Here is a 20,748-nt window from a genome sequence, read left to right on the forward strand (position 1 = left end):
AATGGAAAAGATTTCAGATTGGATGCTTAAAACCATCCGAGAAGAAAACAATCACGGTTTTCTAAGTGGATGGCTTGAGGAGGAGCGCTTCAAATGGACAAAGCTTGTTTCTAACACCTTAACGCGCATTATGCAAGAAACAAGTTTTCTTGTGGTTTGCGATAGCCAAAGAGAATGGTTTAAATCCTATATTTTAAGCCATATTAATCATCATAAAAATCGCCCTTTTGTTCCTATCCTAGATTTCACCCTTCTCCCCAAAGATTCACAAGAGACACAAAACATCAAAGATATGCTAGATATTGCCTATAAAGACTATGCCTTTTTTTATATTGGCAAACGCAACAATGCTCTTGCTGAACTTGCTATTGGACATGAAAATAGCTTTTTGTGGATTTTAGATGAATCACTTCAAGATGCTTTTTGTTTAAATTCTACTCATCCAATGCTTGATTTTAGACTCTTGCAACTTTATAAAATCTTTGATCTTGCATTAAGTGCTTGTATTTTCGGAAAAATCGAACTGGAAAGCTAATGGGGAAAATCTATCTCACTCGTGAAACACAGACCATTCTTGAAAAATTTCCCCAAGATACCCTTAGAATATTTGAAACAGAGGAGTTTAAGATCGCGCACGCAAAAGAAGTGATCAATGAGGCCTATGTTTTTGAAAAACAAAATAAAACCATTGCAATCATTTCTAAAATTTTCAACATTGAAGCCCAAAACGCACTTCTAAAAATTCTAGAAGAGCCACCTCAAGGAGTGGAATTTCTCATCTTTACAATAAACAAAAATGCTCTTCTTCCCACCATTAGATCTAGAATGCAAATCATCAACCTTCTTTGCAAAACTCCCATTGCTCCTCTCAATCTAAATCTCACAAACCTTACCCTTAGGGATATTTATGATTTTTTAAAATCTTTAGATTCTCTTCCTAGGACACAATCCAAAGAAGTGATTCAATCACTCCTTAAAAGCATTCAAGAATCCAAAATCAAGCTCCCACAAAAGGAGTTGGATTTTTTCAATACGGCTATACAAGCCAACATTTATTATGAAAAACTACATCATATTTTGTTGCCGATTTTACTTTATTTGGTGGAAAATAAATGAAACCCTTTATTCAACGCATTCATCCTTCTCTTTTAGAATTGCATCTTCAGGATATTCAAACCGATCCTGCTGGACAAAAAATCATCAAACAAAAATCACATGATTTTGTTTTTAAAATCTACTGCCTACCCTTAAGTGCGATGCACATTCTCAAACAAGAAGCTCTAAGTGTAGGTGCGGATCTAGCAACACCAAAAGAGGCTATCTTATGCCAAAAATCACACTATGACACCATATTGCTTGGATCTTTCTCACAGATACGTCGAATCATTCAGAAATGTCAAATTCAACCCTTTGGTCTTAAACAACTTGCCAAAACCCTCAGCACCCACCTTGCTTCAACAATCTCATTATCCCCACAACTTATGGCAATCCTCAATTTAACACCGGATAGCTTTTATGAAGGAAGTCGTTTTGATGTTCAAAAAGCCATACAAACAATCCAACGTTATATTCATCTAGGAGTGAAAATAATTGATATTGGCGGAGCGAGCTCCAAACCCCACAGCGAACTCATCGATCCTCAAGAAGAATTAGATCGCCTCAGAGAACTTATCACACTCATCTATCAAAAAAATCTTTATCGCAAGGTGCTTTTTAGCATCGACACTTACAATCCAGAAGTAGCCGATTTTGCCCTCTCTCATGGATTTAAAATCCTCAATGATATTTTGGGATTTTCCAACCCAAAGATGAAAGAAATATGCGCAAAACACAACGCACAAGCGATCTTAATGCATTCAAGAGGAACTCCAAAAACAATGCAAACACTCACCCATTATCACAATCTTTTTGAAGAGATCGATTCTTATTTTGAAACAAAAATTCACGAACTGCAAAAATATGGAATCCAAAATATTATTTTAGATATTGGATTTGGATTTGCCAAAGACCTAGAACACAATCTGTCACTCATTCAAAATCTTTTACATTTTAAACGCTTTCAATACCCCCTTCTTGTCGGTGCAAGTCGAAAAAATACAATTGGGCTTCTCACCCAACAACCCATCCACAAGAGGTTAAGCGGAACCTTAGCACTTCATCATATTGCTATACAAAATGGAGCAGATATTTTAAGAGTTCATGATATTGAAGAACATATTGATTTATTACAAATCCATCAAGCAATGGGAAAACTATGGAAAAAGTAAAAAACTTTATCTATAAATTTCTATTAAATCACGGCTTGACCGAAGAAGAACTTTCTTCCAAAAGTCCCGATGAAATTAAAAAAATTTATACCCAAGGCATCACGCAATACGTTCAAAACTTCTCTCAAAAAGAAGAAAAAAGAGAGACTGCCAAACCCCAAGATCCCTTTCAAGATCTTCAAACCCCCCATGAAATCTTCAATCTTTCGCTAGATTTCTTTGAGTCTTTTTCAACAGAAGATATCACTCTTATGCTTCACAAACGATTTCTTCAGATCCCAATAGAACAGATTCAAAAAATCGTTTCTATTTTGTTTTCCTCTTTTCAAGAAAGCATCTTAAGGGAAATCGAACAAAAGCTGAGCAACATTCCAAAAAAGGAGCGAGAAAGTATTTTGGAAATTTATGAGTCTCAACGAGATCACATATCACATCTTCTTGCAATCAATCAACAACTTGAACTTGAAAGTTTTCGTGAAAAGCTAGAAACAATTCTTAAAATTAAGACTTCTATTTATTTACAAGAGAAAGAATAATCCCCCCTTTTTTTGATTTACTTGCGGAGTTCGCGAATTCTTGCAGATTTACCCTTGCGATCTCTGAGATAGTAGAGTTTTGCACGTCTAACGCGTCCAATTCTTAAAACTTCAATTTTTTCTAAAGAATCGCTATAAAGTGGAAAAACCTTTTCAACACCCACATTGTTTGCACCCATTTTTCTTACAGTAAAAGTGCGATCTACACCATTACCGCGAATGGCAATACAAATACCTTCATAATTTTGAATTCTGCTTTTGTCCCCTTCTTGGATTTTAATCCCAAGTCTTAAAGTATCCCCAGCTTTAAATGATGGAACTTGCTTTCCAGCAATTTGTGCTTTTTCAAAGCTTTCGATATAACGATTTTTCATTTTTTGTCCTTATGATTTTTCCACTTCTGATAAAGATCGGGTCTATAATATCTTGTCTTATATTCAGAAAGGGTAAGTTTTAAACCCGCAATTTTACTATGATTTCCTTGAGAAAATTCTAAAGGTGGAGAAATTTTTGAAAATTTTTCAGAATCTTGAATGGTTTTTGCAAAAACTGGAGCTTCAAGTAAAAAATTCTCAAAACTCTCCCCCTTTAGAGAATCTACATTTCCAAGAACTCCCTCAATCTGTCTAGAAATACTATCACACAAACAAAGAGATGGAAGTTCCCCTCCAGTCACGATAAAATCGCCCATACAAAACACTTCATCTGCCCAAGATTCAATAGCTCTTTCATCAAATCCTTCATATCGACCACAAACAAAGACAATGTGCTGTTTTTGACTCAATCTAATGCTATCTTTTTGAGAAAAAAGAGGAGCACTAGGAGTTAGAAAGATCACCCAAGGATTTTGCTCTCTCAATGATTCCAATGCGCGATCCAAAACATCAGCACAAATCACTTGTCCAGCTCCTCCCCCAATCTGAGGCTCATCGACTTTGTGATATTTGTTAGAAGCAAAATTTCTCAAATCAATAATATCAACCTCTATTAACCCCCTATCAAGTGCCCGCTTTAAAATAGAATCTTGAAAATAAGATGCAACCAAAGAAGGAAAAAGAGTAAGAAAAGAAAATTTCATCTAACTTTCTAGCCAAATATCTTTTGCTCCACGTGTCAATATCTTCCCAGAAGAACAAGACAAAATATAACGATCAATATAGGGAATCATAAAAGATTTTGGGAGTTTTGAACATGCAACGTTTACACTTACAATCAAATAATCTATATTTCCAATACGCTCCACTTCTTTGACAATTCCCAAACACTCTTGACCATCAATCACTTCACATCCCACCACTTCAAACCAGAACATTTCTCCATCGCGAAGCTTACATATTCTTTTTGTATCCTCAAGGCTCATCCCAAGAACTGCATTGACAAGATCTTTGGCACTCTCTAAACTCTCATACCCCTCAAAATACACAATGCCTTCTTTAAAGTGCTTGATTCGAATTTCAAAAAGATCTTGTTTGAAATTTCCCTTGCGTACCAAAAATGAAATTTTGTGTGAAAAAATTTGTGGAAAATCAGTCAGAATATGTAGTCTAAGACCCCCATGCACCCCCACAGTTTTTCCAATTTTTGCAACTTCAATCATATGGGTTGAATAGCAATTTTGTAATTTTTTCCATCCTTTACTCTGCAACCTGAAAGGATATTTTTAAGTGAATAAATCATCTTTCCATTTTTCCCAATAAACTTCCCCATATCCTCTTGAGAAGAAAAAAGAATGATCTCTACCTCATCTCCCCTATCAGATTTTTCAACTTTGATAGAATGAGGATGAGTTGCTAATTTCTTAGCATAATTTTCAATAAAAAGTTCAACCATTATTGCCCACTAGAAAGCTTTTCAACTCTCTCACTCATTTTTGCACCAACACTCTTCCAATATGCCAATCTTTCTGTATTGATCTTAATATATGCAGGCTCTACAAGAGGGTTATAAATCCCGATAGATTCAATCCATCCACCATCTCTTCTTTTGCGACTATCTGTCACAACAATACGATAAAAAGGCTTCTTTTTTCTTCCCATTCTCGTCAATCTAATCACTGTTGCCATTCAAAAATCTCCTTAAATGTACTTTTTAGAAATATAAACCGCGTATTATAAAGTGTTTTTACTTCAAAGTATTTGTGTTTTTGCAAAATGATAGAATTTGACATGCAAACTAAGATCACAGAAGAAAACAAAGAGGAAAAATGCATTTATTTACAGCAGGACCAGCTCAAACCCCAAGAAAGATTCTTGAAGCACTTTCATTGCCCACTCTTCATCATCGATCAGAAGAATTTTTAACACTCTTTCAATCATGCAAAGACAAACTTCACTCCCTTATTTCTCTTCCGCACCTCTTTTGTCTTTGCTCTAGCGGGAGCGGAGGAATGGAAAGTGCGATCACAAGTTTTTCTCCTCGCAAGATTCTGGTCCTCAATCATGGTAAATTTAGTCATAGATGGCTTGAAATTGCCCATTGTTTCAACATCCCCTCATACAACTTTGAAATCCCTCCATATCAAGCTCACAATCCACAAGAAGTGTTAGAGTGGCTCAAAAAAGATCCTCTAATTGATTGTATTTGTATGCAAAGCTGTGAGAGCACAGGTGGAGTCAGACAAAATTTTGAAGCAATTGCCAATGCGGTCAAATCATACAATCCCGAAATTTTGGTTTGTGTTGATGGCATCGCATCATTTGCAATAGAACCAATCGACACTTCACATATTGATATTTTTATTGCTTCCTCACAAAAAGCACTCATGCTTCCAGCTGGATTAAGCTTTGTATTTCTTAGCTCTTATGCATTTTCACTTTTGAAATCCAAAAAACCAAAATCTTTTTATTTGGCACTGCAAAATTACATCTTAAATGAAATTGCCTTTTCTTTTCCCTCCAACCTTTTTCAAGCCCTTAATCTCGCACTTTCTTCTATAAACCCTCAGACAAATTACAAACTGATCAAAAAACGCTTTCTTCGCTTTGTAACTATGCTTGCTCAATATGATATTGATCTATTTCCGCTTAATCCCTCTTATGGAATCATTGCCTTTAAAGATCAAAATGAACAGATTAAAAATCAACTCAAATCCAAACAGATTCTTGTCTCTGGTGGACAAGGCAATTTAAAAAATCAAATTTCAAGAATTGGTAATTTTGGAATTTTGCAGGATTTTGATTTTTTGTTTGATTCTTTTGAATCAATTCTGAAAACAAGATAAGTATTTATAAAGCAACAAAGTAGAGAAATTTCCCTACCTTGTAAAGAAGATTAAAGCTTTTCAGCATTGTTTGCTAGATATTCAGCAACTCCACTTGGGCTTGCTTTCATTCCCTTATCTCCCTTATTCCATCCTGCTGGGCAAACTTCTCCATGCTCTTCAAAGAACAACAAAGCATCTACCATTCGGATCATTTCATCTACATTTCTTCCAAGAGGGAGATCATTAATCACTGCATGACGTACAACCATATTGCGATCAATCAAAAATGAACCTCTTAGAGCAACAGCATTTCCAAATAAGACATCATAATCTCTTGCAATCTCATGAGTCAAGTCTGCTACCATTGGAAACTGTACTTGACCAATTCCTCCTTGATCAACAGGTGTATTCTTCCACGCCAAATGAACAAACTCAGAATCGATAGATACACCAATAACACTAAAACCTCTTTGCTCAAACTCTTTTACTCTCTTGTCAAATGCAATAATCTCTGAAGGGCAAACAAAAGTAAAGTCTTTTGGCCAAAAGAAAAGTACTGCACCATTTTTTCCTAGATTTTTAGAAAGTTGAAAATCATTTACTATTTCATTATTTGCCAAAACAGCAGTCGCTGTAAAATCCGGAGCTTTTTTTGTAACTAACATTGTTTATCCTTTAAAAAGTTTATATAGTGTAATTAACACAAACACTCTAAATTTATAGATAATAAAAATTATTATCTAGTGAACAAAATTATATATCACAAAACATTAATCATTTATAAAGACATGATTTAACAAATGCTACACAAAAGAGTGATAAAATACAAAAAATTTCAAATACAAGGTGATTTTATGAAAAATGAATTTTTATTTACGTCCGAATCTGTTACAGAGGGACATCCAGACAAAATGGCAGATCAAATTAGCGATGCAATTTTAGATTACATTATCCAAAGGGATCCAAAAGCAAGGGTTGCGTGTGAAACATTGGTTTCAAATGGCTTTTGCGTGATCGCTGGAGAACTCAAAACAAATACTTATGCACCTATGCAAGAAATTGCACGGGAAGTTATCAAAGAGATTGGATATACAGATGCTCTTTATGGTTTTGATTTCAAAAGTGCTGGAATTCTCAATGGTGTAGGAGAGCAAAGCCCAGATATCAATCAAGGCGTTGATCGTGAAGATGGGGAAATTGGAGCAGGAGATCAAGGGCTTATGTTTGGTTATGCATGTCAAGAAACAGATGTTTTGATGCCTCTTCCTATCTATCTCTCCCATCAACTTACTTTGGGACTTGCTCAAAAAAGAAAAGATGGGACACTTCCTTTTTTACGTCCAGATGGAAAATCGCAAGTAACGGTTAAATATATCGATGGGAAACCTGTAGGAATTGACACAATTGTTATTTCAACCCAACATTCTCCAGAAGTTACTCAACAACACATCAAAGATGCCGTCATTGAAGAAATTGTTTATAAATACATTCCTCAACAATATCTAAACAACAATATTCGTTACTTTGTCAATCCCACAGGACAATTTATCATTGGTGGGCCGCAAGGAGATGCTGGTCTCACTGGAAGAAAAATCATCGTTGATACCTATGGCGGAAGTTGTCCTCATGGAGGAGGAGCATTCAGCGGAAAAGATCCAAGTAAAGTAGATAGAAGTGGGGCTTATGCAGCAAGATATGTTGCTAAAAATTTAGTCGCAAGTGGCGCATGCCAAAAAGCTACAGTCCAAATTGCTTATGCTATTGGTGTAGTCGAGCCAGTTTCAATTCTTGTTAATACTCACGGAACAGGAAAAGTAGAAGATTCAAAACTCTGTGAGTGCGTTAAGACAATCTTCAAACTTACACCAAAGGGAATCATTGAAAGCCTAGATCTTTTGCGACCAATCTATCGCAAGACAGCTGCTTATGGACATTTTGGGCGAGAATTACCAGAATTTACATGGGAGAGAACAGATAAAATCCAAGACATCCAAGATTTTCTCAAAATATAAATCAAAAAGAGAAAAAATGATTCTTGTTAATGAAAAATTAACTATACTCACAATGAGGTTCAAAATGAGAATCTGTATTTACACTTTGTTCTAAAAGGAGAAAAAATGTCTGTAAAAATTACTGATATCTGTATTGCTTGTGGATCTTGTATTGATGAATGCCCAGTAAGTGCAATTGTGGATGATGACGACAATCCAAACGGAGAAGGAATCTATTATGTTTATCCCGACAAATGCGTTGAGTGTGTAGGACATAATGATGAACCAGCCTGTGCAAGTGCTTGCCCAACAGATGGATGCATCGTTTGGAGTGCTCCAGGAACAACAAGTCGAGACGAAATTGGATCTGACCTAAGAGACGGCACTCACGCCGTATGCTAATAAGCCTCCCACATGGGAGGACCTTATAACCTTATATACATCTTCTTTCCTATCTTTCTTTTGATTTTTGATATAATTCAAGCTTTTAAATTTGTAGGAGTTTTAATGGAGCAAACACTTTCAATCATCAAACCAGATGCTGTTTCAAAAAATTGTATCGGGAAAATTATCGATCGTTTTGAAAGCAATCACTTACGCGTTGCAGCAATTAAAAAAATTCAACTCACAACAGATCAAGCACAATCTTTCTATGCAATTCACAAAGAAAGACCTTTCTTCTCTAGTCTTGTTGAGTTCATGACAAGTGGTCCTGTTATTGTGATGGTTTTAGAAGGAGAAAATGCGGTATCCAAAAATAGAGATCTTATGGGCGCCACAAACCCTCAAGAAGCAAAAGCTGGAACAATCCGAGCAGACTTTGCAAGCAGTATTGAAGCAAATGCAGTTCACGGAAGTGATAGTTTAGAAAATGCAAACAATGAAATTGCATTCTTTTTCAAAAAAGAAGAGATTCTTTGAAAATAGAATTTAAAAAAATTTCCTCTGTGCCCAAAAGCTTTTCCCTCCAAAAAGGGGATCTTAGCTTTTCTGGAGAGGTTAAGCGCATTGATGCAAAGCTCTTTGAAATTCAATCTCTTTTGCATGGGAAAATTTCTCTTATATGCGATCGAAGTGGAGAAGAGTATCAAGAACAAATTAATGAAAATTTGGTTTTGTTTGCCTCAAACGGAATTTGGGACAAACAAAGCCAAAATAAGAGCGATGATTTTGATGTCATTGAATTTTTTGAAGGCTTTATTGACTTTGAATACATTTTGCAAAGCGAAATTGATTCAATTCAAATGCAATATCATATCAAAGAAGGAGACTAATCCATGGCAGTTCCAAAGAGAAGAGTGAGCAAAACGCGAGCAGCAAAAAGAAGAACTCATTACAAAATTAGTTTAGCTACACCTGTAAAAGATAAAGATGGGAATTGGAAACTTCCTCACACAATTAATAAATTTTCAGGCAAATATTAACAACGATGAAAATCGTTATTGATGCTATGGGGGGTGATTATGGAGTAAATCCCATCATTCAAGGGACACTTCAAGCTCTTCAAAAACAAGATTTTTTTGCTTTAGTTGTTGGAGATCAGGATCAGATTACCCCTCTCATCCCCTCCAAATTCAAATCCAGAATCCAAATCATTCATTCCAAAGATTACATCAGAATGGAAGAACAAGCCTCAAGTGCAATAAAAAGACAAGATAGCTCAATCTTTATGGGAATAGAAATTTTGCGTCAAGACAATGCTGATGCTATTGTTTCAGCTGGACACAGTGGAGCTACAATGAGTCTTGCAACACTTAGACTTGGTCGGATATCAGGAGTTTCTCGCCCAGCTATCTGCACAACAATGCCTACAAGCAAAAATACATATAGCCTAATCTTGGATGCTGGAGCCAATACAGATTGCAAACCTGAATATTTATTGGATTTTGCATTGATGGGATATGAGTATTGCAAAAATGTAATGAATGTTGCCCATCCCAAAATTGGACTTCTTTCAAATGGGGAAGAAGAAACAAAGGGAAATGACCTGACAAAAGAAACTTTCGCGCTTCTAAAGAAGTACCCTTTCTTTATTGGCAATGTTGAGGGAAAAAATATTTTTGATGGCAGTGTAGATGTAGTTGTATGCGATGGCTTTAGTGGAAACCTCGTTCTTAAAGCAAGCGAGGGAGTGGCACAAACAATCACTAAGATTCTCAAACAGGAAATCCAAAAAACTCTTTGGACAAAAATAGGCGCTCTTCTAATGAGAAAATCTTTCCAAACACTTAAGAGTAGAATTGATCATTCTGAATATGGTGGAGCCCCCTTATTAGGTGTCAATAAGCCCGTAATCATTAGTCATGGTAGTAGCAATGCGCGAGCAATAGAGTGCGCAATCTATCAGGCAATTCACGCCATCAATGGAGATATTTGTACAAAAATCCAACAAGCGCTCAAAAAGGATTAGTTTATGATTTATGCTTCAATGCGCTCCATTGCTTCCTATATTCCTAAGCAATGCATCACAAACTTTGATTTAGAAAAAATAGTCGATACAAGCAATGAGTGGATTACCAAACGCACAGGAATCAAAACACGCTACTTTGCTGACAAAACTCAAGCCACAAGTGATTTGGCCACCTATGCCGGAGAACTAGCTATCCAAAGAGCAGGACTTCGACCAAGTGATATTGATTTGGTAATTGTTGCGACTTTGAGTCCTGACTTTCTTGGGATGCCCTCAACTGCTTGTATCGCTTCGCACAATTTAGGCATTCACAATAAGCCTGCATTTGACATCACGACAGCTTGCACGGGATTTATTTATCTTCTTTCTTTAGCAAAAGCATATATCCAAGCAGGAATGTATGAAAATATACTGATTATTGGTGCAGAAAAAATCAGTTCATTGCTAGATTTCAATGATCGTAGCACCTGCGTTCTTTTTGGAGATGGTGCTGGCGCATCAGTGATTAGCGCCACTTCCGACCAAAATGAGGCTATTGTAGATGTTCATATTAGCGCAAATGGACAATATAGTGATTTTCTTGTTACTCCAGGTTGTGGGAGTCGAAATCCTGCAAATCAACATGTTATCGATTCTAATCTTCAATTTATCCAAATGAAAGGCAATGAAACCTTCAAACTTGCTGTTAAAACTCTTGCCAATGATGTGGATTACATTCTCAAAGCAAACTCTATGCAGCCTGAAGATATTAAATTTTTTATTCCCCATCAAGCCAATCTACGAATTATTTCAGCTGTTGGAGAAATGCTTGATTTTCATCAAGATCAGATTGTTGTTACAGTTGATCAATTTGGCAACACTTCAGCAGCTTCAATTCCTATGGCGATCAACTCTGTTTATGAAGCACAGAAACTTCAAAAAGGGGATTTACTTCTGCTAGATGCATTTGGTGGAGGATTGACATGGGGATCTGCACTTTTAAGATTTGGGGGTTTATAAGATCAGCTTCTCTTTTTGAAATCTCTATTTTATATACTCATCTCTTCTTTCAGCAAACAAAGTTCTTGATACGCCAAATCAAGATTTTCAGCATTGATCACAATATCACATTGATTTTTTCGATAGACACGATCATAATATTTTTCAAGCAAAATAAAAGCGATCCGCTCTTTATCTCCATGATCCCACGAAGAAAGCACATCATTATAAAATTGTCTTTGAAGATAGGGCTTAATTTTTTGCATGCACCCTATAAAATTCTCATAAGAAATATGAGCATACATTTTAACAATGCGTTTTACCCTCTCTTCAATGCAAGTTTGTATCAAGATTTTTTTACCACAATGGATAGCATCAAACACTGAATTAGGTATAACAATATCCCCAATCTTTTTAGACTCTCCCTCAACAAGAACAATGCCCATTTTGGATCGCAACTCATATTCAAGCAAATTCTCAAACATCGCACGACTAGGTTGCCCTGTAAAATTATTTGCCTGGTGACCAAAGCTTGATCCATAATGTCCACTCATCCTTTCAAGATCAATACTCCATGCGTGGGCCATCTTGATCAAATCGCTTTTTCCGCTTCCTGTCATACCATATAAAGTAAAAAATGTCTGACTTGGAAAAATAGACAGATTTTTCAAAACCTCTTGGCGATATCGCTTATATCCTCCCTCTAATCGCTCACAATCAAAGCCAATTTCACGTAAAATACTCCACAAGCTCTTGCTTCTTTGACCCCCCCTTGCACAATATAAAATTAATTTATGACTTGGATGAAATACACTAGTTTGCTCCAAAAAGGCTGCAATATTTTTACAGATATAAGCACTCCCGCGCATCTTTGCCTCAAACGAGTTATAACGATAAATTGTCCCAATTTCCTCATATTCTTGATCACTCAATACAGGAAAATTCAATGCTTGGGGGATATGAGCCTGCCTATATTCTCTTGGGCTACGCACATCTAAAATTTTAATCTCTCGCAATCAATGCTTCCTCTTTTGTAAAAATCCTTCTGCAATCAACCAAATCAATGCATACAGCCAAACACTCACATCAATCAAATAAAGAAAAACATTTTCTTTCAGACCAAATGCAAATACAACCAAACACAATAAATACAAGATTCCTAAAAATAAATCTATCGATAAGGCAAACAATAAAATCCCCAAAACCACAGCAATTTGCACATCAAAATTTAATGCAAACAAATCAAATCCCCACAAAAGATTTAAATTTCCTGCAAAAACAACAAATCCAAAAACAACAATAAAAACTTTAGAGCGCACAGGCAGTATTTCCTCACGAGGAGCGTAAAAAATCAAAAAACATGCACTTAAACTCAAAAAAAACAAAAACAAACTTGGTTGCCCCAAACAACTATCTACCCAATCCACTAAACTCAAGCCATAAACCATAGGAAGATTAATCACTACAGCACCAAATATAAAAAACAAGATTTTGCTTTGCAAACTATAAAAACGCAAGAAGAAAATGCAAGAACTGCAGATTGCAAGAGTATAAACAAAAGACCAAAAATTCATTTCTTTCCTTCCTTCATTTGCTCAAAAATCCATTTTTGATTGAGCCGTATGTGTGATATAGCGGTGCGATTATTGGTATAAACAATATCAACCATATCACCACTTACAAACACATTAGGATAAGACACTTCAACACTTTTTATCCCCTCTCTCTTTCCTTGAGCGACATCCAAAATTGTCACCTTTTCCCAACGCCCCTCATCTAGATAAGATAAGACAAGCGTGCCACGCGATTCGTGCTCTGATTTTTCACGCGTATTATGGAGCAAAAAAATCTTCTGACCCAATTTAAAAAGAGCAATAGAATTTGATTCATTTAACACATTGCTTGTTATAGGTTTATCCCACTTCATTCCCCCATCTTCACAGTTTTGCATATACATCTCTTTCTCTCTATAATTTCTCAATACAGCTAAGCATCTCTTAGAATCTAAGGCTACAATTGAGGGTTGAAGTTGACCATTGTGAGCGGTTATTTTTTGCGAATAAAGCATTTTTCCATTTTGATCAAACCTTACTATGAGTGGATATTTATCAGCAAGTTCATGATAGATAGGAAGATAAAATCCCCCATCTTCCAAACCAACTGGACTTGATCGAACCAAATGACTAATATTCATCAATGGCCCCAATCTCAAAACTCCTTGATATGCAAAAGATTTCGCCTCATCTTTAGAGATATAGTGATAAATTTTGCTTGTAGCCCATCCTCCAAAACTAACTCCCACCACAAACAAATGCAGATCTCCATTGGCAGATTGATAGATAACAGGATTGCCTAATTTCTTAATAAATTGATGGGAATCTTTTATGAGACGCTTGCGATCAAGATAGCTTTTGGGCTCCTCCCAAATATTGCTTGAAATATTATAAATGCTTCCATAAATTTCAACATCTGGCCTACCCTCCCCGCTACCAGCAAACCACAGAGCAATCAATTTTCCACTAGACAAGCGAGCAATACTGGCAGAATGCACAGAGGGAGCTTGTTTGATAATGGGAAGATTATTTTTGATAAAAACAGGAACTTCTGATGGGCGCACATCTAGGTCTTGGACAAAAAATGGAGGATTGTAACTCTTGTGAGAAATAAAAATAAAAAAAGTCAGCGCACACGCAATCACATAAAAGATAAGTCGACTCATAGCAAACCTTAAAAACCCAATTATTTTATATTCAAAGATTGTAATCAAAAAAGCTTAGTTTATTGATCGTGTTTTTAGCTAAAGCTAAGAAAAATATATTCTTTTTATCTTTCTTAACTTTCTCACAAATTGCGAATTCTTGCAATCTCATCTCTCAACCTTGCAGCCTCTTCAAATTCTAGTTTTTTGCTTGCCTCAAGCATTTTAGCCTTTAGTTCTTTGATCATCGATTCTCTTTCAGCCTTTGGAATCTTGGATTTCTTGGCATAAACATTGGCACTACTTTCAAGTTTGAGCTCTTCCTCCACCTCTCGCTTAACGCTCCTTGGCGTGATTCCATTAGCAAGATTAAACTCCATCTGTTTTTGACGTCGATAATCTGTTACTTGACATGCCTTTTTGATCGATTCTGTCATCTTTTGCGCATAGAGAATGACTTTTCCATTGAGATTTCTTGCTGCACGCCCCATTGTCTGGATAAGACTTGTCTCACTTCTTAAAAATCCTTCTTTGTCTGCATCCATAATAGCTACCAAGCTCACTTCTGGCAAATCAAGCCCCTCCCTTAAGAGATTGATTCCAATTAAAACATCAAATTCACCTAGACGCAAAGAGCGTATCAAGTGATTTCTTTCGATTGCATCAATTTCGCTATGCATATATGCCACTCTAATGCCGCAATCTATATAGTATTTGCTCAACTCTTCTGCCATTTTTTTGGTTAAAACCGTAATAAGCACCCTTTCTCCCCTTGCAATCACTGCTTTCATTTCTTCTAAAAAGTCAAGAACCTGATTTTGACTCTCTCTAATTTCATAAAGAGGATCAAGCAATCCTGTTGGACGAATGATTTGTTCTGCGACACACTCTCCACTCAATTCAAGCTCCTTGTGAGCAGGGGTTGCTGAAACAAACAAAAAATGAGGTGGCTTAATAATAAATTCATCAAATTTAAGCGGACGATTATCCAAGGCACTAGGAAGACGGAATCCATATTCCACCAAAACCTCCTTTCGACTTCGATCTCCTGCATACATTCCTCCAAACTGAGGAAGACTAACATGTGATTCATCCACAATCACCAAATAAGGTTTTTGCTTTTGCTCAAAATAATCAAGCAGAGAATAAGGTGTCTCTCCTTCTTGTTTTCCTGTCAAATGACGTGCATAGTTTTCAATCCCCTTACAGATTCCACTTTGAGCAATCATCTCTAAATCAAATTCTGTACGACTTTTTAAACGCGAGTGCTCGATCATCTTCCCCTGCGTCTCAAATTCTCTCAAGCGCCCATCTAGTTCTTCTTCAATATTTTTAATTGCCAAAGAAAGCCGATTGGCACCCACGATAAACTGATTGGCTGCATATAAAACATAAGAGGGGAGCTTTTTAACCAAAACATTGCTTAGTGCCTCCATCACACAGATTTGTTCAATCTCATCTCCAAAAAATTCAATCCTTATATACTCACTCTCATTGTATGCAGGGAAAATATCAATCACCTCGCCATTAACTCTAAAGTTTGCCCTCTCAAATACAGAATCATTGCGACTATAGCCCATCTCAATCAACTTATGCAAAAGCTGTTTTTGCCCATAACTCCTACCAACTTCTAGCTTTTCAATCATTTCCAAATACTCACTAGGATTACCAAGCCCATAATTTGCAGAAACCGAAGCAACAACAATCACATCATCATATGCAAGGAGAGAGGTTGTTGCAGAAAGTCTCAAACGCTCCAAGTCTTCATTGATTGAGCTATCCTTTTCGATAAATAAATCTCGTCTTGGAATATACGCTTCAGGCTGATAATAATCAAAGTGAGAAATAAAATATTCCACATGATTGTGCGGAAAAAAACCCTTAAACTCACTATAAAGCTGTGCTGCAAGGGTTTTATTATGCGTCATAATAAGTGTTGGCATATTTAATCTAGCAATAACATTGGCCATCGTATAAGTTTTTCCGCTCCCTGTAACCCCAACTAGCGTCTGATAACGATTGCCCTGCAAAATAGATGAGCAAAGCTTTTCAATAGCTTGCGGTTGATCTCCAGATGGAGAATATTGAGAGACTAATTCAAAAGTTTTTTTCATTACCAACGCCTTCAAAATTTAAAGTTTCAAAATTCTACAAGATAATTTTTGTATGTGGTAAAATCCATTCCTAAAGTAGGCCATTACTCATAAGGATTCAAAGAATGTCAGCATTAGGAAAATTAATCGAAAAAATTGATGAACTTTGTCAGAAGATTGATTCTCAAAGAGAAGAAATCAAGCTTCTAAAAGACAAAAACCAAGAACTTGAACTTTCTATTTTGCAAAAAGAGCAAGAAATCTCTGAAATGTTGGCAAATCAGTCTAGTGGAGAGCAAAAACTCGAAGCTCTTTTCAGCAGAATGGAGCGAGCACTTAATGACAACCAATAAGCTTCAAGCAACAATTAAATCCAAAGATGGGGTAAGAGTTTTTAATCTTACACTGAATTCTATGTCCCAAATCACTCAGGATACACTAAAGGGGTTTTTTACAAAAAAAGACTATGTAAGTCTTGAAGAATTGCTTTCATTTTGTATTTCTCAAACAGAAAAAGCAAGTCAGCTCCAAGGACAAAATAAAAATCTCAAAGAAGAATCCCAAAAGCTCCAACAAGAGATAGAAAAACTCTGCTCCAAGCTTGAAAATCTTTGAAATATTATCTTATCGCTCCCCTTAGTCACTCTCCTCTTTTAGTCTATTCATCACAAATGTCTCTTCAAAAAGGAGAGATTGTCCATATCAAACTCAAAAATCACGATCAAAAAGGTGTGGTATGGGAAGAGTGCGAAAAGCCAAATTTTTCATGCAAAGAAGCACAATCTCTCAATCTTTTTCTTCTTCCCCATCAGATTTTGTTAGCGCATTTTATTGCCCAATATTACTGCACATCTTTGGGAAAATCCCTCAACCTCTTTGTTCCAACTCCCTCACCTATAGCTCCACATCCTCAAGCCCTATCTTTTTCAAATCCACTGACACTCTCTTCTCATCAAAAGCAAGCATTAAACTTTCTCTCCAAACATCCCCTATCTCTATTGTTTGGAGAAACAGGGAGCGGAAAAAGTGAAGTTTATATCCAACTGATTATTCAAACTCTCCAGAACAAACAATCTGCCTTGCTTTTGATGCCCGAAATCTCTCTTACCCCTCAAATGCAACAACGCCTTGAGCGTGTTTTTGGATCTTGTGTTGGAATCTGGCATTCCAAAATGAGTCAAAAAAAGAAACAAGAAATACTTGCCAAAATAGAATCTCAAGAAGTGCGTCTTATTTTGGGAGCAAGAAGCGCCCTATTTCTCCCTATTCCCCATCTAGGAATTATCATTGTGGATGAAGAACACGATGATGCTTACAAGGCACAAAGCTCTCCACGATACAATGCAAGAGATTTGGCAATCTACTTAGGAAAAAAACAAAATATCCGTATCTTGCTTGGATCTGCAACACCAAGTGCTACTTCTTATTTTCTTACCCTCCCTCTGCAATCAATCTTTAAGCTCAAAAAACATTTCCCCTCTCATAATCACCTCATCTTTCTCAAACAAAAAACAGAGCTTTCTGCAACAATCTTAGAACACATTCACACAACTCTACTTCAAAAAAAACAAGTGATTATTTTCCTTCCTACGCGCGCAAACTTTAAATACCTTCTTTGTCTCTCGTGTGGAGAAGGAGTTAAATGCCCATTTTGTAGTATTTCAATGAGTTTGCATCGTAATAAAAATATGATGCTTTGTCATTATTGTGGATTTTCTCAGCAGATTCCTTCTGTATGCCCAAATTGCCAATCTCCCCATTTTCAATCTCATCGCATTGGGACAGTCCAAGTTGCAGAAGAATTGCAGGATCACTTTCCTCACTCTAAATTAGCCATCTTTGATCGCGATCATATTCAAACACAAGCTAAGCTAGAAAAAATTTTGCAAGACTTCGCACAAGAAAAAATCGATATTCTTGTTGGGACACAAATGCTAAGCAAAGGCCATGATTACCACAACATTGGTTTGGCTATCATCTTGGGGATTGATGAAATTTTACACTTCGGAGATTTTAGATCAAGAGAAAAAGCAATGTCGCTCTTTTTTCAGATCAAAGGAAGAGTTGGACGCAAAAATGATGGAATCACCCTTATCCAAACACTCAACCCAAGCTTTTTTGACTTTCAAGATTATGAAAAATTTTTAGAAGATGAGCTTTATTTTCGTCAAGATCTTTATCCCCCTTTTATGCGACTTGCGACCATCACTTTTTCTCACACCAATGCCCAAAAAGCCCAAAATCAAATGCTACAAACACTTGAGATTCTAAAAAACTTCCCCCATATTCAAGTTGTTGGCGGAGGAAAAGCAAGAATTGAAAAAATCAATTCAAAATACCGCTATATGATTTTATTACGATCCAATCACCCAAAACCTCTCCTTCTAGCCCTTCATTCTTTACCCAAGGAATGTGAGATCGATATAGATCCATTAAATATTGTGTAAAATTTGCTTTTATCAAAGGAGAAAAAATGCGCATTGCCCTTGAGTGCAAATCACTGCTTTTGCAAGATAGCCTACACCACTATCTTTCAGAATATTTATGCGATATCAATGATTGTGATTTCATTATTAGCGATCATCTTCGCGTTGCAAAAAAACCTATTTATTTTCTTTCCTTTGAAAACAAAACACTTCCCTTTGTTCCAGAAACACTTCTTCAGAATCTTCAAGCCTTTCACCAAAACCTTCAGTTTCCCCAAGTTCAAGATGATGAACTCAAAAATGAAATCCAATCTCTTTTAATGGAATTTGCAGATCGCTTTTTGCAGATTCTTAAAAAGTATCGATAATGCCTCATCTCAAAGTCATTGGAGGTAAATTTAAAGGGCTCAAGCTTGAAATGCTCGACTCGCACCTCACAAGACCAACAAAGGCGATTTTAAAAGAATCTCTTTTTAACACACTCCAAAACGATATTGCTCACTATGCATTTTTAGAGGGATTTGGAGGGAGTGGATCTGTTGGAATTGAGGCACTAAGCCGTGGAGCAAGGGAGGCATATTTCATCGAACACAATCCTCAAAGTTTTTCTACACTTCAGCACAATCTTGCAAAGCTTCCAAATATCAAAGCATATGCTTTCTTAAATGATACTTTCATCTTCCTACCAAAGCTTTTCTCTCAGATAAAGATTCCTTGCATTCTTTATCTTGATCCTCCTTTTTGTATCCGAGAAAATATGCAAGATATTTATCAAAAATGTTTTCAGCTTGTCAAAATGCTTCATCAACCCCTCATTCACCTTGTGATTTTCGAGCATTTAAGCACCTATGAAATGCCAGAAAATCTAGGGAATTTCTGTATAATCAAGCAAAAAAAATTTGGTAAAAGCTCATTAAGCTATTATACATTAAAGGAAGGATGATGTCAGAGGAAGTAAGCACAGAAAAAAAGGGGAATAAGGGATTACTAATTGCAATTATTGGCTTTTTGGTTGTTTTGATTGTTGCTATTGTTGTTGTGGTTATCCTTCTTTTGGGGGGAGAAAAAGAAACAGAACAAGCCCCAGCTCAAAAAGCACAAAAAGAGCGACCCAAGGTTGAAGAACGATCAGATTATGCAAGACCAGGACCAATATTTGCAATTCCTGAATCATTTGTCGTTAATCTCATGGGACAAAATGGAAGAAGATATGCAAAAGCCTCTATTTCTCTTGAGATGAGTTCGCCAGAACTCCAAAAAGAAATCACAGCCAAACTTCCACTGATCAAAGACACAATCATTAGAACTCTCTCATCTAAAACTTTTGAAGAGATTTCTACTCCCAAAGGAAAAGATAAACTCAAAGAAGAAATCACACAAGAGCTAAATGCATTTATGCTAGATGGCTATATCAAAAGTATTTTTTTCACAGAGTTCGTTATTCAGTGATTGGAATTGATATCATCAGCATTGATCGCATACAGAAGGTTTGCGATCGCTTTGGGTCAAAGTTTCTCTCTCGCTTCCTATCTCAACAAGAGATTCAGCTCTGCTTAAAAGATACACAGGAACTAAATTATCAACGTATTGCGGGCTTTTGGGCTGCCAAAGAAGCGATTTCAAAAGCGATTGGAACAGGAATTGGAGAAGATTTATTATTTTTAGACATTTTGCTCTCAAAAGATTCTAAAGGAAAACCACAAGCAACACTTCTGCCTCACAAAATGCAAGCTTTCCATCTCAAAGAACTTGCAATCAGCATCACTCACGACCAAAATTTAGCCATCGCTATAGCTTGGATTAGACAAAATTGAGTAAAATCTTTCTTTATCTCTATAGCAAGGTTTCTCATGGTTTTAACAACCCTTCTTGATGCTATTTTTCAAATTATAAGCATCTTGATTAATGCCTACATCTGGATTATCATCATTCATTCCCTGATTTTACTGATTGCACCCCCATTTCATCATCATCCTATTATGCAAACCCTTGATCGGCTAACACGACCTGCTTATTTTAAGATTCGCAAATATATCCCCACCATCTACAATGGCATTGATTTTGCTCCACTGATTGTACTTATAGGTTTAAAGTTCCTTGATCTTTTTTTGATCCGTCTCATTTTGCAAACCCTCCAAGGATAATGA

Annotated in this window: 30 protein-coding genes; 20 read left to right on the forward strand and 10 right to left on the reverse strand. The window is 36.3% G+C overall.

Features of this window, described 5'->3' with window-relative positions; translation table 11 throughout:
* Position 1: 1 nt before the first annotated feature.
* Genes LW137_RS06305 through LW137_RS06320 form a run of 4 tightly spaced genes read left to right on the forward strand, consistent with a single transcriptional unit; the run spans position 2 to position 2,803 of the window.
* Positions 2-535, forward strand: coding sequence for a HobA family DNA replication regulator (locus LW137_RS06305; RefSeq protein WP_233034347.1), 534 nt, complete (start codon positions 2-4; stop codon positions 533-535).
* Positions 502-1,116 carry a DNA polymerase III subunit delta' gene (locus LW137_RS06310; protein WP_233034348.1) on the forward strand — a complete coding sequence of 205 codons (615 nt, stop codon included), beginning with the start codon at positions 502-504 and terminating at the stop codon, positions 1,114-1,116. The genes LW137_RS06305 and LW137_RS06310 overlap by 34 nt, the downstream gene beginning before the upstream one ends.
* The gene (folP, locus tag LW137_RS06315; protein ID WP_233034349.1) at positions 1,113-2,267 is read left to right on the forward strand and encodes a dihydropteroate synthase; all 1,155 of its coding nucleotides are present in this window, start codon (positions 1,113-1,115) and stop codon (positions 2,265-2,267) included. The genes LW137_RS06310 and folP overlap by 4 nt, the downstream gene beginning before the upstream one ends.
* Positions 2,255-2,803 carry a hypothetical protein gene (locus LW137_RS06320; RefSeq protein WP_233034350.1) on the forward strand — a complete coding sequence of 183 codons (549 nt, stop codon included), beginning with the start codon at positions 2,255-2,257 and terminating at the stop codon, positions 2,801-2,803. Before folP ends, LW137_RS06320 begins: the two co-directional genes overlap by 13 nt.
* 17 nt (positions 2,804-2,820) lie before the next feature.
* Here LW137_RS06320 and rplS read toward each other — a convergent pair whose 3' ends face one another.
* The 5 genes from rplS to rpsP are packed head-to-tail and all read right to left on the reverse strand — an operon-like array spanning position 2,821 to position 4,866.
* Entirely contained in the window at positions 2,821-3,177 is a 357-nt protein-coding gene (gene rplS / locus LW137_RS06325) for a 50S ribosomal protein L19 (RefSeq protein WP_233034351.1), read from the reverse strand.
* The gene (gene trmD, locus LW137_RS06330) at positions 3,174-3,881 is read right to left on the reverse strand and encodes a tRNA (guanosine(37)-N1)-methyltransferase TrmD (protein ID WP_233034352.1); all 708 of its coding nucleotides are present in this window, start codon (positions 3,879-3,881) and stop codon (positions 3,174-3,176) included. Before trmD ends, rplS begins: the two co-directional genes overlap by 4 nt.
* Entirely contained in the window at positions 3,882-4,400 is a 519-nt protein-coding gene (gene rimM / locus LW137_RS06335; RefSeq protein WP_233034355.1) for a ribosome maturation factor RimM, read from the reverse strand. It abuts the gene before it with no gap.
* Positions 4,397-4,633, reverse strand: coding sequence for a KH domain-containing protein (locus LW137_RS06340; protein ID WP_233034356.1), 237 nt, complete (start codon positions 4,631-4,633; stop codon positions 4,397-4,399). The genes rimM and LW137_RS06340 overlap by 4 nt, the downstream gene beginning before the upstream one ends.
* Positions 4,633-4,866 (reverse strand): 30S ribosomal protein S16, encoded by a 234-nt coding sequence (gene rpsP, locus LW137_RS06345; protein ID WP_233034357.1) that lies wholly within the window; start codon positions 4,864-4,866, stop codon positions 4,633-4,635. Before rpsP ends, LW137_RS06340 begins: the two co-directional genes overlap by 1 nt.
* A 140-nt stretch (positions 4,867-5,006) precedes the next feature.
* Between rpsP and LW137_RS06350 the strand changes: the two genes are divergently transcribed.
* Positions 5,007-6,023, forward strand: a complete 1,017-nt coding sequence (locus LW137_RS06350; protein WP_233034358.1) for a pyridoxal-phosphate-dependent aminotransferase family protein — start codon at positions 5,007-5,009, stop codon at positions 6,021-6,023.
* Positions 6,024-6,073: 50 nt separating this feature from the next.
* Here the strand turns inward: LW137_RS06350 and LW137_RS06355 are convergent, their stop codons facing one another.
* Positions 6,074-6,670, reverse strand: coding sequence for a peroxiredoxin (locus LW137_RS06355; RefSeq protein ID WP_233034359.1), 597 nt, complete (start codon positions 6,668-6,670; stop codon positions 6,074-6,076).
* 189 nt (positions 6,671-6,859) lie between these two features.
* Here LW137_RS06355 and metK point away from each other — a divergent pair, with 189 nt between their 5' ends.
* The 7 genes from metK (at position 6,860) to LW137_RS06390 (ending at position 11,405) form a co-directional block, all read left to right on the forward strand.
* Positions 6,860-8,017 (forward strand): methionine adenosyltransferase, encoded by a 1,158-nt coding sequence (metK, locus tag LW137_RS06360; RefSeq protein ID WP_233034360.1) that lies wholly within the window; start codon positions 6,860-6,862, stop codon positions 8,015-8,017.
* Between the two features lie 105 nt (positions 8,018-8,122).
* Positions 8,123-8,398, forward strand: coding sequence for a DUF362 domain-containing protein (locus LW137_RS06365; protein WP_233034361.1), 276 nt, complete (start codon positions 8,123-8,125; stop codon positions 8,396-8,398).
* A 105-nt stretch (positions 8,399-8,503) separates the two neighbouring features.
* On the forward strand, positions 8,504-8,917 hold the full coding sequence (ndk, locus tag LW137_RS06370) for a nucleoside-diphosphate kinase (RefSeq protein WP_233034362.1): 414 nt from the start codon (positions 8,504-8,506) through the stop codon (positions 8,915-8,917).
* A 26-nt stretch (positions 8,918-8,943) separates the two neighbouring features.
* The gene (locus LW137_RS06375) at positions 8,944-9,270 is read left to right on the forward strand and encodes a DUF177 domain-containing protein (protein WP_233034365.1); all 327 of its coding nucleotides are present in this window, start codon (positions 8,944-8,946) and stop codon (positions 9,268-9,270) included.
* A gap of 3 nt (positions 9,271-9,273) precedes the next feature.
* Positions 9,274-9,420, forward strand: coding sequence for a 50S ribosomal protein L32 (gene rpmF / locus LW137_RS06380; protein ID WP_233034366.1), 147 nt, complete (start codon positions 9,274-9,276; stop codon positions 9,418-9,420).
* A gap of 5 nt (positions 9,421-9,425) precedes the next feature.
* Positions 9,426-10,406, forward strand: a complete 981-nt coding sequence (plsX, locus tag LW137_RS06385) for a phosphate acyltransferase PlsX (protein ID WP_233034368.1) — start codon at positions 9,426-9,428, stop codon at positions 10,404-10,406.
* A gap of 3 nt (positions 10,407-10,409) precedes the next feature.
* Positions 10,410-11,405: a beta-ketoacyl-ACP synthase III gene (locus LW137_RS06390; RefSeq protein ID WP_233034370.1), complete on the forward strand. Its 996-nt coding sequence runs from the start codon at positions 10,410-10,412 to the stop codon at positions 11,403-11,405.
* Positions 11,406-11,434: 29 nt separating this feature from the next.
* Here the strand turns inward: LW137_RS06390 and mnmH are convergent, their stop codons facing one another.
* The 4 genes from mnmH to uvrB form a co-directional block, all read right to left on the reverse strand.
* Positions 11,435-12,400 carry a tRNA 2-selenouridine(34) synthase MnmH gene (mnmH, locus tag LW137_RS06395; RefSeq protein ID WP_233034372.1) on the reverse strand — a complete coding sequence of 322 codons (966 nt, stop codon included), beginning with the start codon at positions 12,398-12,400 and terminating at the stop codon, positions 11,435-11,437.
* Positions 12,401-12,958, reverse strand: a complete 558-nt coding sequence (locus LW137_RS06400) for a hypothetical protein (RefSeq protein ID WP_233034374.1) — start codon at positions 12,956-12,958, stop codon at positions 12,401-12,403.
* On the reverse strand, positions 12,955-14,103 hold the full coding sequence (locus LW137_RS06405; protein WP_233034375.1) for an exo-alpha-sialidase: 1,149 nt from the start codon (positions 14,101-14,103) through the stop codon (positions 12,955-12,957). Before LW137_RS06405 ends, LW137_RS06400 begins: the two co-directional genes overlap by 4 nt.
* A 122-nt stretch (positions 14,104-14,225) precedes the next feature.
* Positions 14,226-16,196 carry an excinuclease ABC subunit UvrB gene (uvrB, locus tag LW137_RS06410; protein WP_233034379.1) on the reverse strand — a complete coding sequence of 657 codons (1,971 nt, stop codon included), beginning with the start codon at positions 16,194-16,196 and terminating at the stop codon, positions 14,226-14,228.
* A gap of 104 nt (positions 16,197-16,300) precedes the next feature.
* Between uvrB and LW137_RS06415 the strand changes: the two genes are divergently transcribed.
* From LW137_RS06415 to LW137_RS06450, 8 genes are read left to right on the forward strand one after another with little or no spacing between them, the layout of a single operon-like run.
* Entirely contained in the window at positions 16,301-16,528 is a 228-nt protein-coding gene (locus tag LW137_RS06415) for a hypothetical protein (RefSeq protein WP_233034380.1), read from the forward strand.
* Entirely contained in the window at positions 16,515-16,790 is a 276-nt protein-coding gene (locus LW137_RS06420) for a hypothetical protein (RefSeq protein ID WP_233034382.1), read from the forward strand. Before LW137_RS06415 ends, LW137_RS06420 begins: the two co-directional genes overlap by 14 nt.
* The gene (locus LW137_RS06425; RefSeq protein WP_233050803.1) at positions 16,787-18,622 is read left to right on the forward strand and encodes a primosomal protein N'; all 1,836 of its coding nucleotides are present in this window, start codon (positions 16,787-16,789) and stop codon (positions 18,620-18,622) included. The genes LW137_RS06420 and LW137_RS06425 overlap by 4 nt, the downstream gene beginning before the upstream one ends.
* A 26-nt stretch (positions 18,623-18,648) precedes the next feature.
* Positions 18,649-18,969, forward strand: a complete 321-nt coding sequence (locus LW137_RS06430) for a hypothetical protein (RefSeq protein ID WP_233034387.1) — start codon at positions 18,649-18,651, stop codon at positions 18,967-18,969.
* Complete coding sequence (rsmD, locus tag LW137_RS06435; protein WP_233034389.1) at positions 18,969-19,544, forward strand: 16S rRNA (guanine(966)-N(2))-methyltransferase RsmD; 576 nt, start codon at positions 18,969-18,971, stop codon at positions 19,542-19,544. The genes LW137_RS06430 and rsmD overlap by 1 nt, the downstream gene beginning before the upstream one ends.
* Positions 19,544-20,050 (forward strand): flagellar basal body-associated protein FliL, encoded by a 507-nt coding sequence (gene fliL, locus LW137_RS06440; protein ID WP_233034390.1) that lies wholly within the window; start codon positions 19,544-19,546, stop codon positions 20,048-20,050. Before rsmD ends, fliL begins: the two co-directional genes overlap by 1 nt.
* Entirely contained in the window at positions 20,047-20,415 is a 369-nt protein-coding gene (gene acpS, locus LW137_RS06445; RefSeq protein WP_233034396.1) for a holo-ACP synthase, read from the forward strand. The genes fliL and acpS overlap by 4 nt, the downstream gene beginning before the upstream one ends.
* Before the next feature lie 36 nt (positions 20,416-20,451).
* Positions 20,452-20,745: a YggT family protein gene (locus LW137_RS06450; protein ID WP_233034398.1), complete on the forward strand. Its 294-nt coding sequence runs from the start codon at positions 20,452-20,454 to the stop codon at positions 20,743-20,745.
* Positions 20,746-20,748: the final 3 nt, after the last annotated feature.

The sequence above is a fragment of the Helicobacter kayseriensis genome, from assembly GCF_021300655.1.
GTDB classification, from domain to species: domain Bacteria; phylum Campylobacterota; class Campylobacteria; order Campylobacterales; family Helicobacteraceae; genus Helicobacter_G; species Helicobacter_G kayseriensis.

What these genes read in the sequence shown, in the direction of transcription:
- LW137_RS06305 (WP_233034347.1), top strand. Translation starts at nt 2, where the DNA reads ATGGAAAAGATTTCAGATTGGATGCTTAAAACCATCCGAGAAGAAAAC.
- folP (WP_233034349.1), top strand. Translation starts at nt 1,113, where the DNA reads ATGAAACCCTTTATTCAACGCATTCATCCTTCTCTTTTAGAATTGCAT.
- LW137_RS06320 (WP_233034350.1), top strand. Translation starts at nt 2,255, where the DNA reads ATGGAAAAAGTAAAAAACTTTATCTATAAATTTCTATTAAATCACGGC.
- rplS (WP_233034351.1), bottom strand. Translation starts at nt 3,177, where the DNA reads ATGAAAAATCGTTATATCGAAAGCTTTGAAAAAGCACAAATTGCTGGA.
- trmD (WP_233034352.1), bottom strand. Translation starts at nt 3,881, where the DNA reads ATGAAATTTTCTTTTCTTACTCTTTTTCCTTCTTTGGTTGCATCTTAT.
- rimM (WP_233034355.1), bottom strand. Translation starts at nt 4,400, where the DNA reads ATGATTGAAGTTGCAAAAATTGGAAAAACTGTGGGGGTGCATGGGGGT.
- LW137_RS06340 (WP_233034356.1), bottom strand. Translation starts at nt 4,633, where the DNA reads ATGGTTGAACTTTTTATTGAAAATTATGCTAAGAAATTAGCAACTCAT.
- rpsP (WP_233034357.1), bottom strand. Translation starts at nt 4,866, where the DNA reads ATGGCAACAGTGATTAGATTGACGAGAATGGGAAGAAAAAAGAAGCCT.
- LW137_RS06350 (WP_233034358.1), top strand. Translation starts at nt 5,007, where the DNA reads ATGCATTTATTTACAGCAGGACCAGCTCAAACCCCAAGAAAGATTCTT.
- LW137_RS06355 (WP_233034359.1), bottom strand. Translation starts at nt 6,670, where the DNA reads ATGTTAGTTACAAAAAAAGCTCCGGATTTTACAGCGACTGCTGTTTTG.
- metK (WP_233034360.1), top strand. Translation starts at nt 6,860, where the DNA reads ATGAAAAATGAATTTTTATTTACGTCCGAATCTGTTACAGAGGGACAT.
- LW137_RS06365 (WP_233034361.1), top strand. Translation starts at nt 8,123, where the DNA reads ATGTCTGTAAAAATTACTGATATCTGTATTGCTTGTGGATCTTGTATT.
- ndk (WP_233034362.1), top strand. Translation starts at nt 8,504, where the DNA reads ATGGAGCAAACACTTTCAATCATCAAACCAGATGCTGTTTCAAAAAAT.
- rpmF (WP_233034366.1), top strand. Translation starts at nt 9,274, where the DNA reads ATGGCAGTTCCAAAGAGAAGAGTGAGCAAAACGCGAGCAGCAAAAAGA.
- plsX (WP_233034368.1), top strand. Translation starts at nt 9,426, where the DNA reads ATGAAAATCGTTATTGATGCTATGGGGGGTGATTATGGAGTAAATCCC.
- LW137_RS06390 (WP_233034370.1), top strand. Translation starts at nt 10,410, where the DNA reads ATGATTTATGCTTCAATGCGCTCCATTGCTTCCTATATTCCTAAGCAA.
- LW137_RS06400 (WP_233034374.1), bottom strand. Translation starts at nt 12,958, where the DNA reads ATGAATTTTTGGTCTTTTGTTTATACTCTTGCAATCTGCAGTTCTTGC.
- LW137_RS06405 (WP_233034375.1), bottom strand. Translation starts at nt 14,103, where the DNA reads ATGAGTCGACTTATCTTTTATGTGATTGCGTGTGCGCTGACTTTTTTT.
- uvrB (WP_233034379.1), bottom strand. Translation starts at nt 16,196, where the DNA reads ATGAAAAAAACTTTTGAATTAGTCTCTCAATATTCTCCATCTGGAGAT.
- LW137_RS06415 (WP_233034380.1), top strand. Translation starts at nt 16,301, where the DNA reads ATGTCAGCATTAGGAAAATTAATCGAAAAAATTGATGAACTTTGTCAG.
- LW137_RS06420 (WP_233034382.1), top strand. Translation starts at nt 16,515, where the DNA reads ATGACAACCAATAAGCTTCAAGCAACAATTAAATCCAAAGATGGGGTA.
- LW137_RS06430 (WP_233034387.1), top strand. Translation starts at nt 18,649, where the DNA reads ATGCGCATTGCCCTTGAGTGCAAATCACTGCTTTTGCAAGATAGCCTA.
- rsmD (WP_233034389.1), top strand. Translation starts at nt 18,969, where the DNA reads ATGCCTCATCTCAAAGTCATTGGAGGTAAATTTAAAGGGCTCAAGCTT.
- fliL (WP_233034390.1), top strand. Translation starts at nt 19,544, where the DNA reads ATGTCAGAGGAAGTAAGCACAGAAAAAAAGGGGAATAAGGGATTACTA.
- LW137_RS06450 (WP_233034398.1), top strand. Translation starts at nt 20,452, where the DNA reads ATGGTTTTAACAACCCTTCTTGATGCTATTTTTCAAATTATAAGCATC.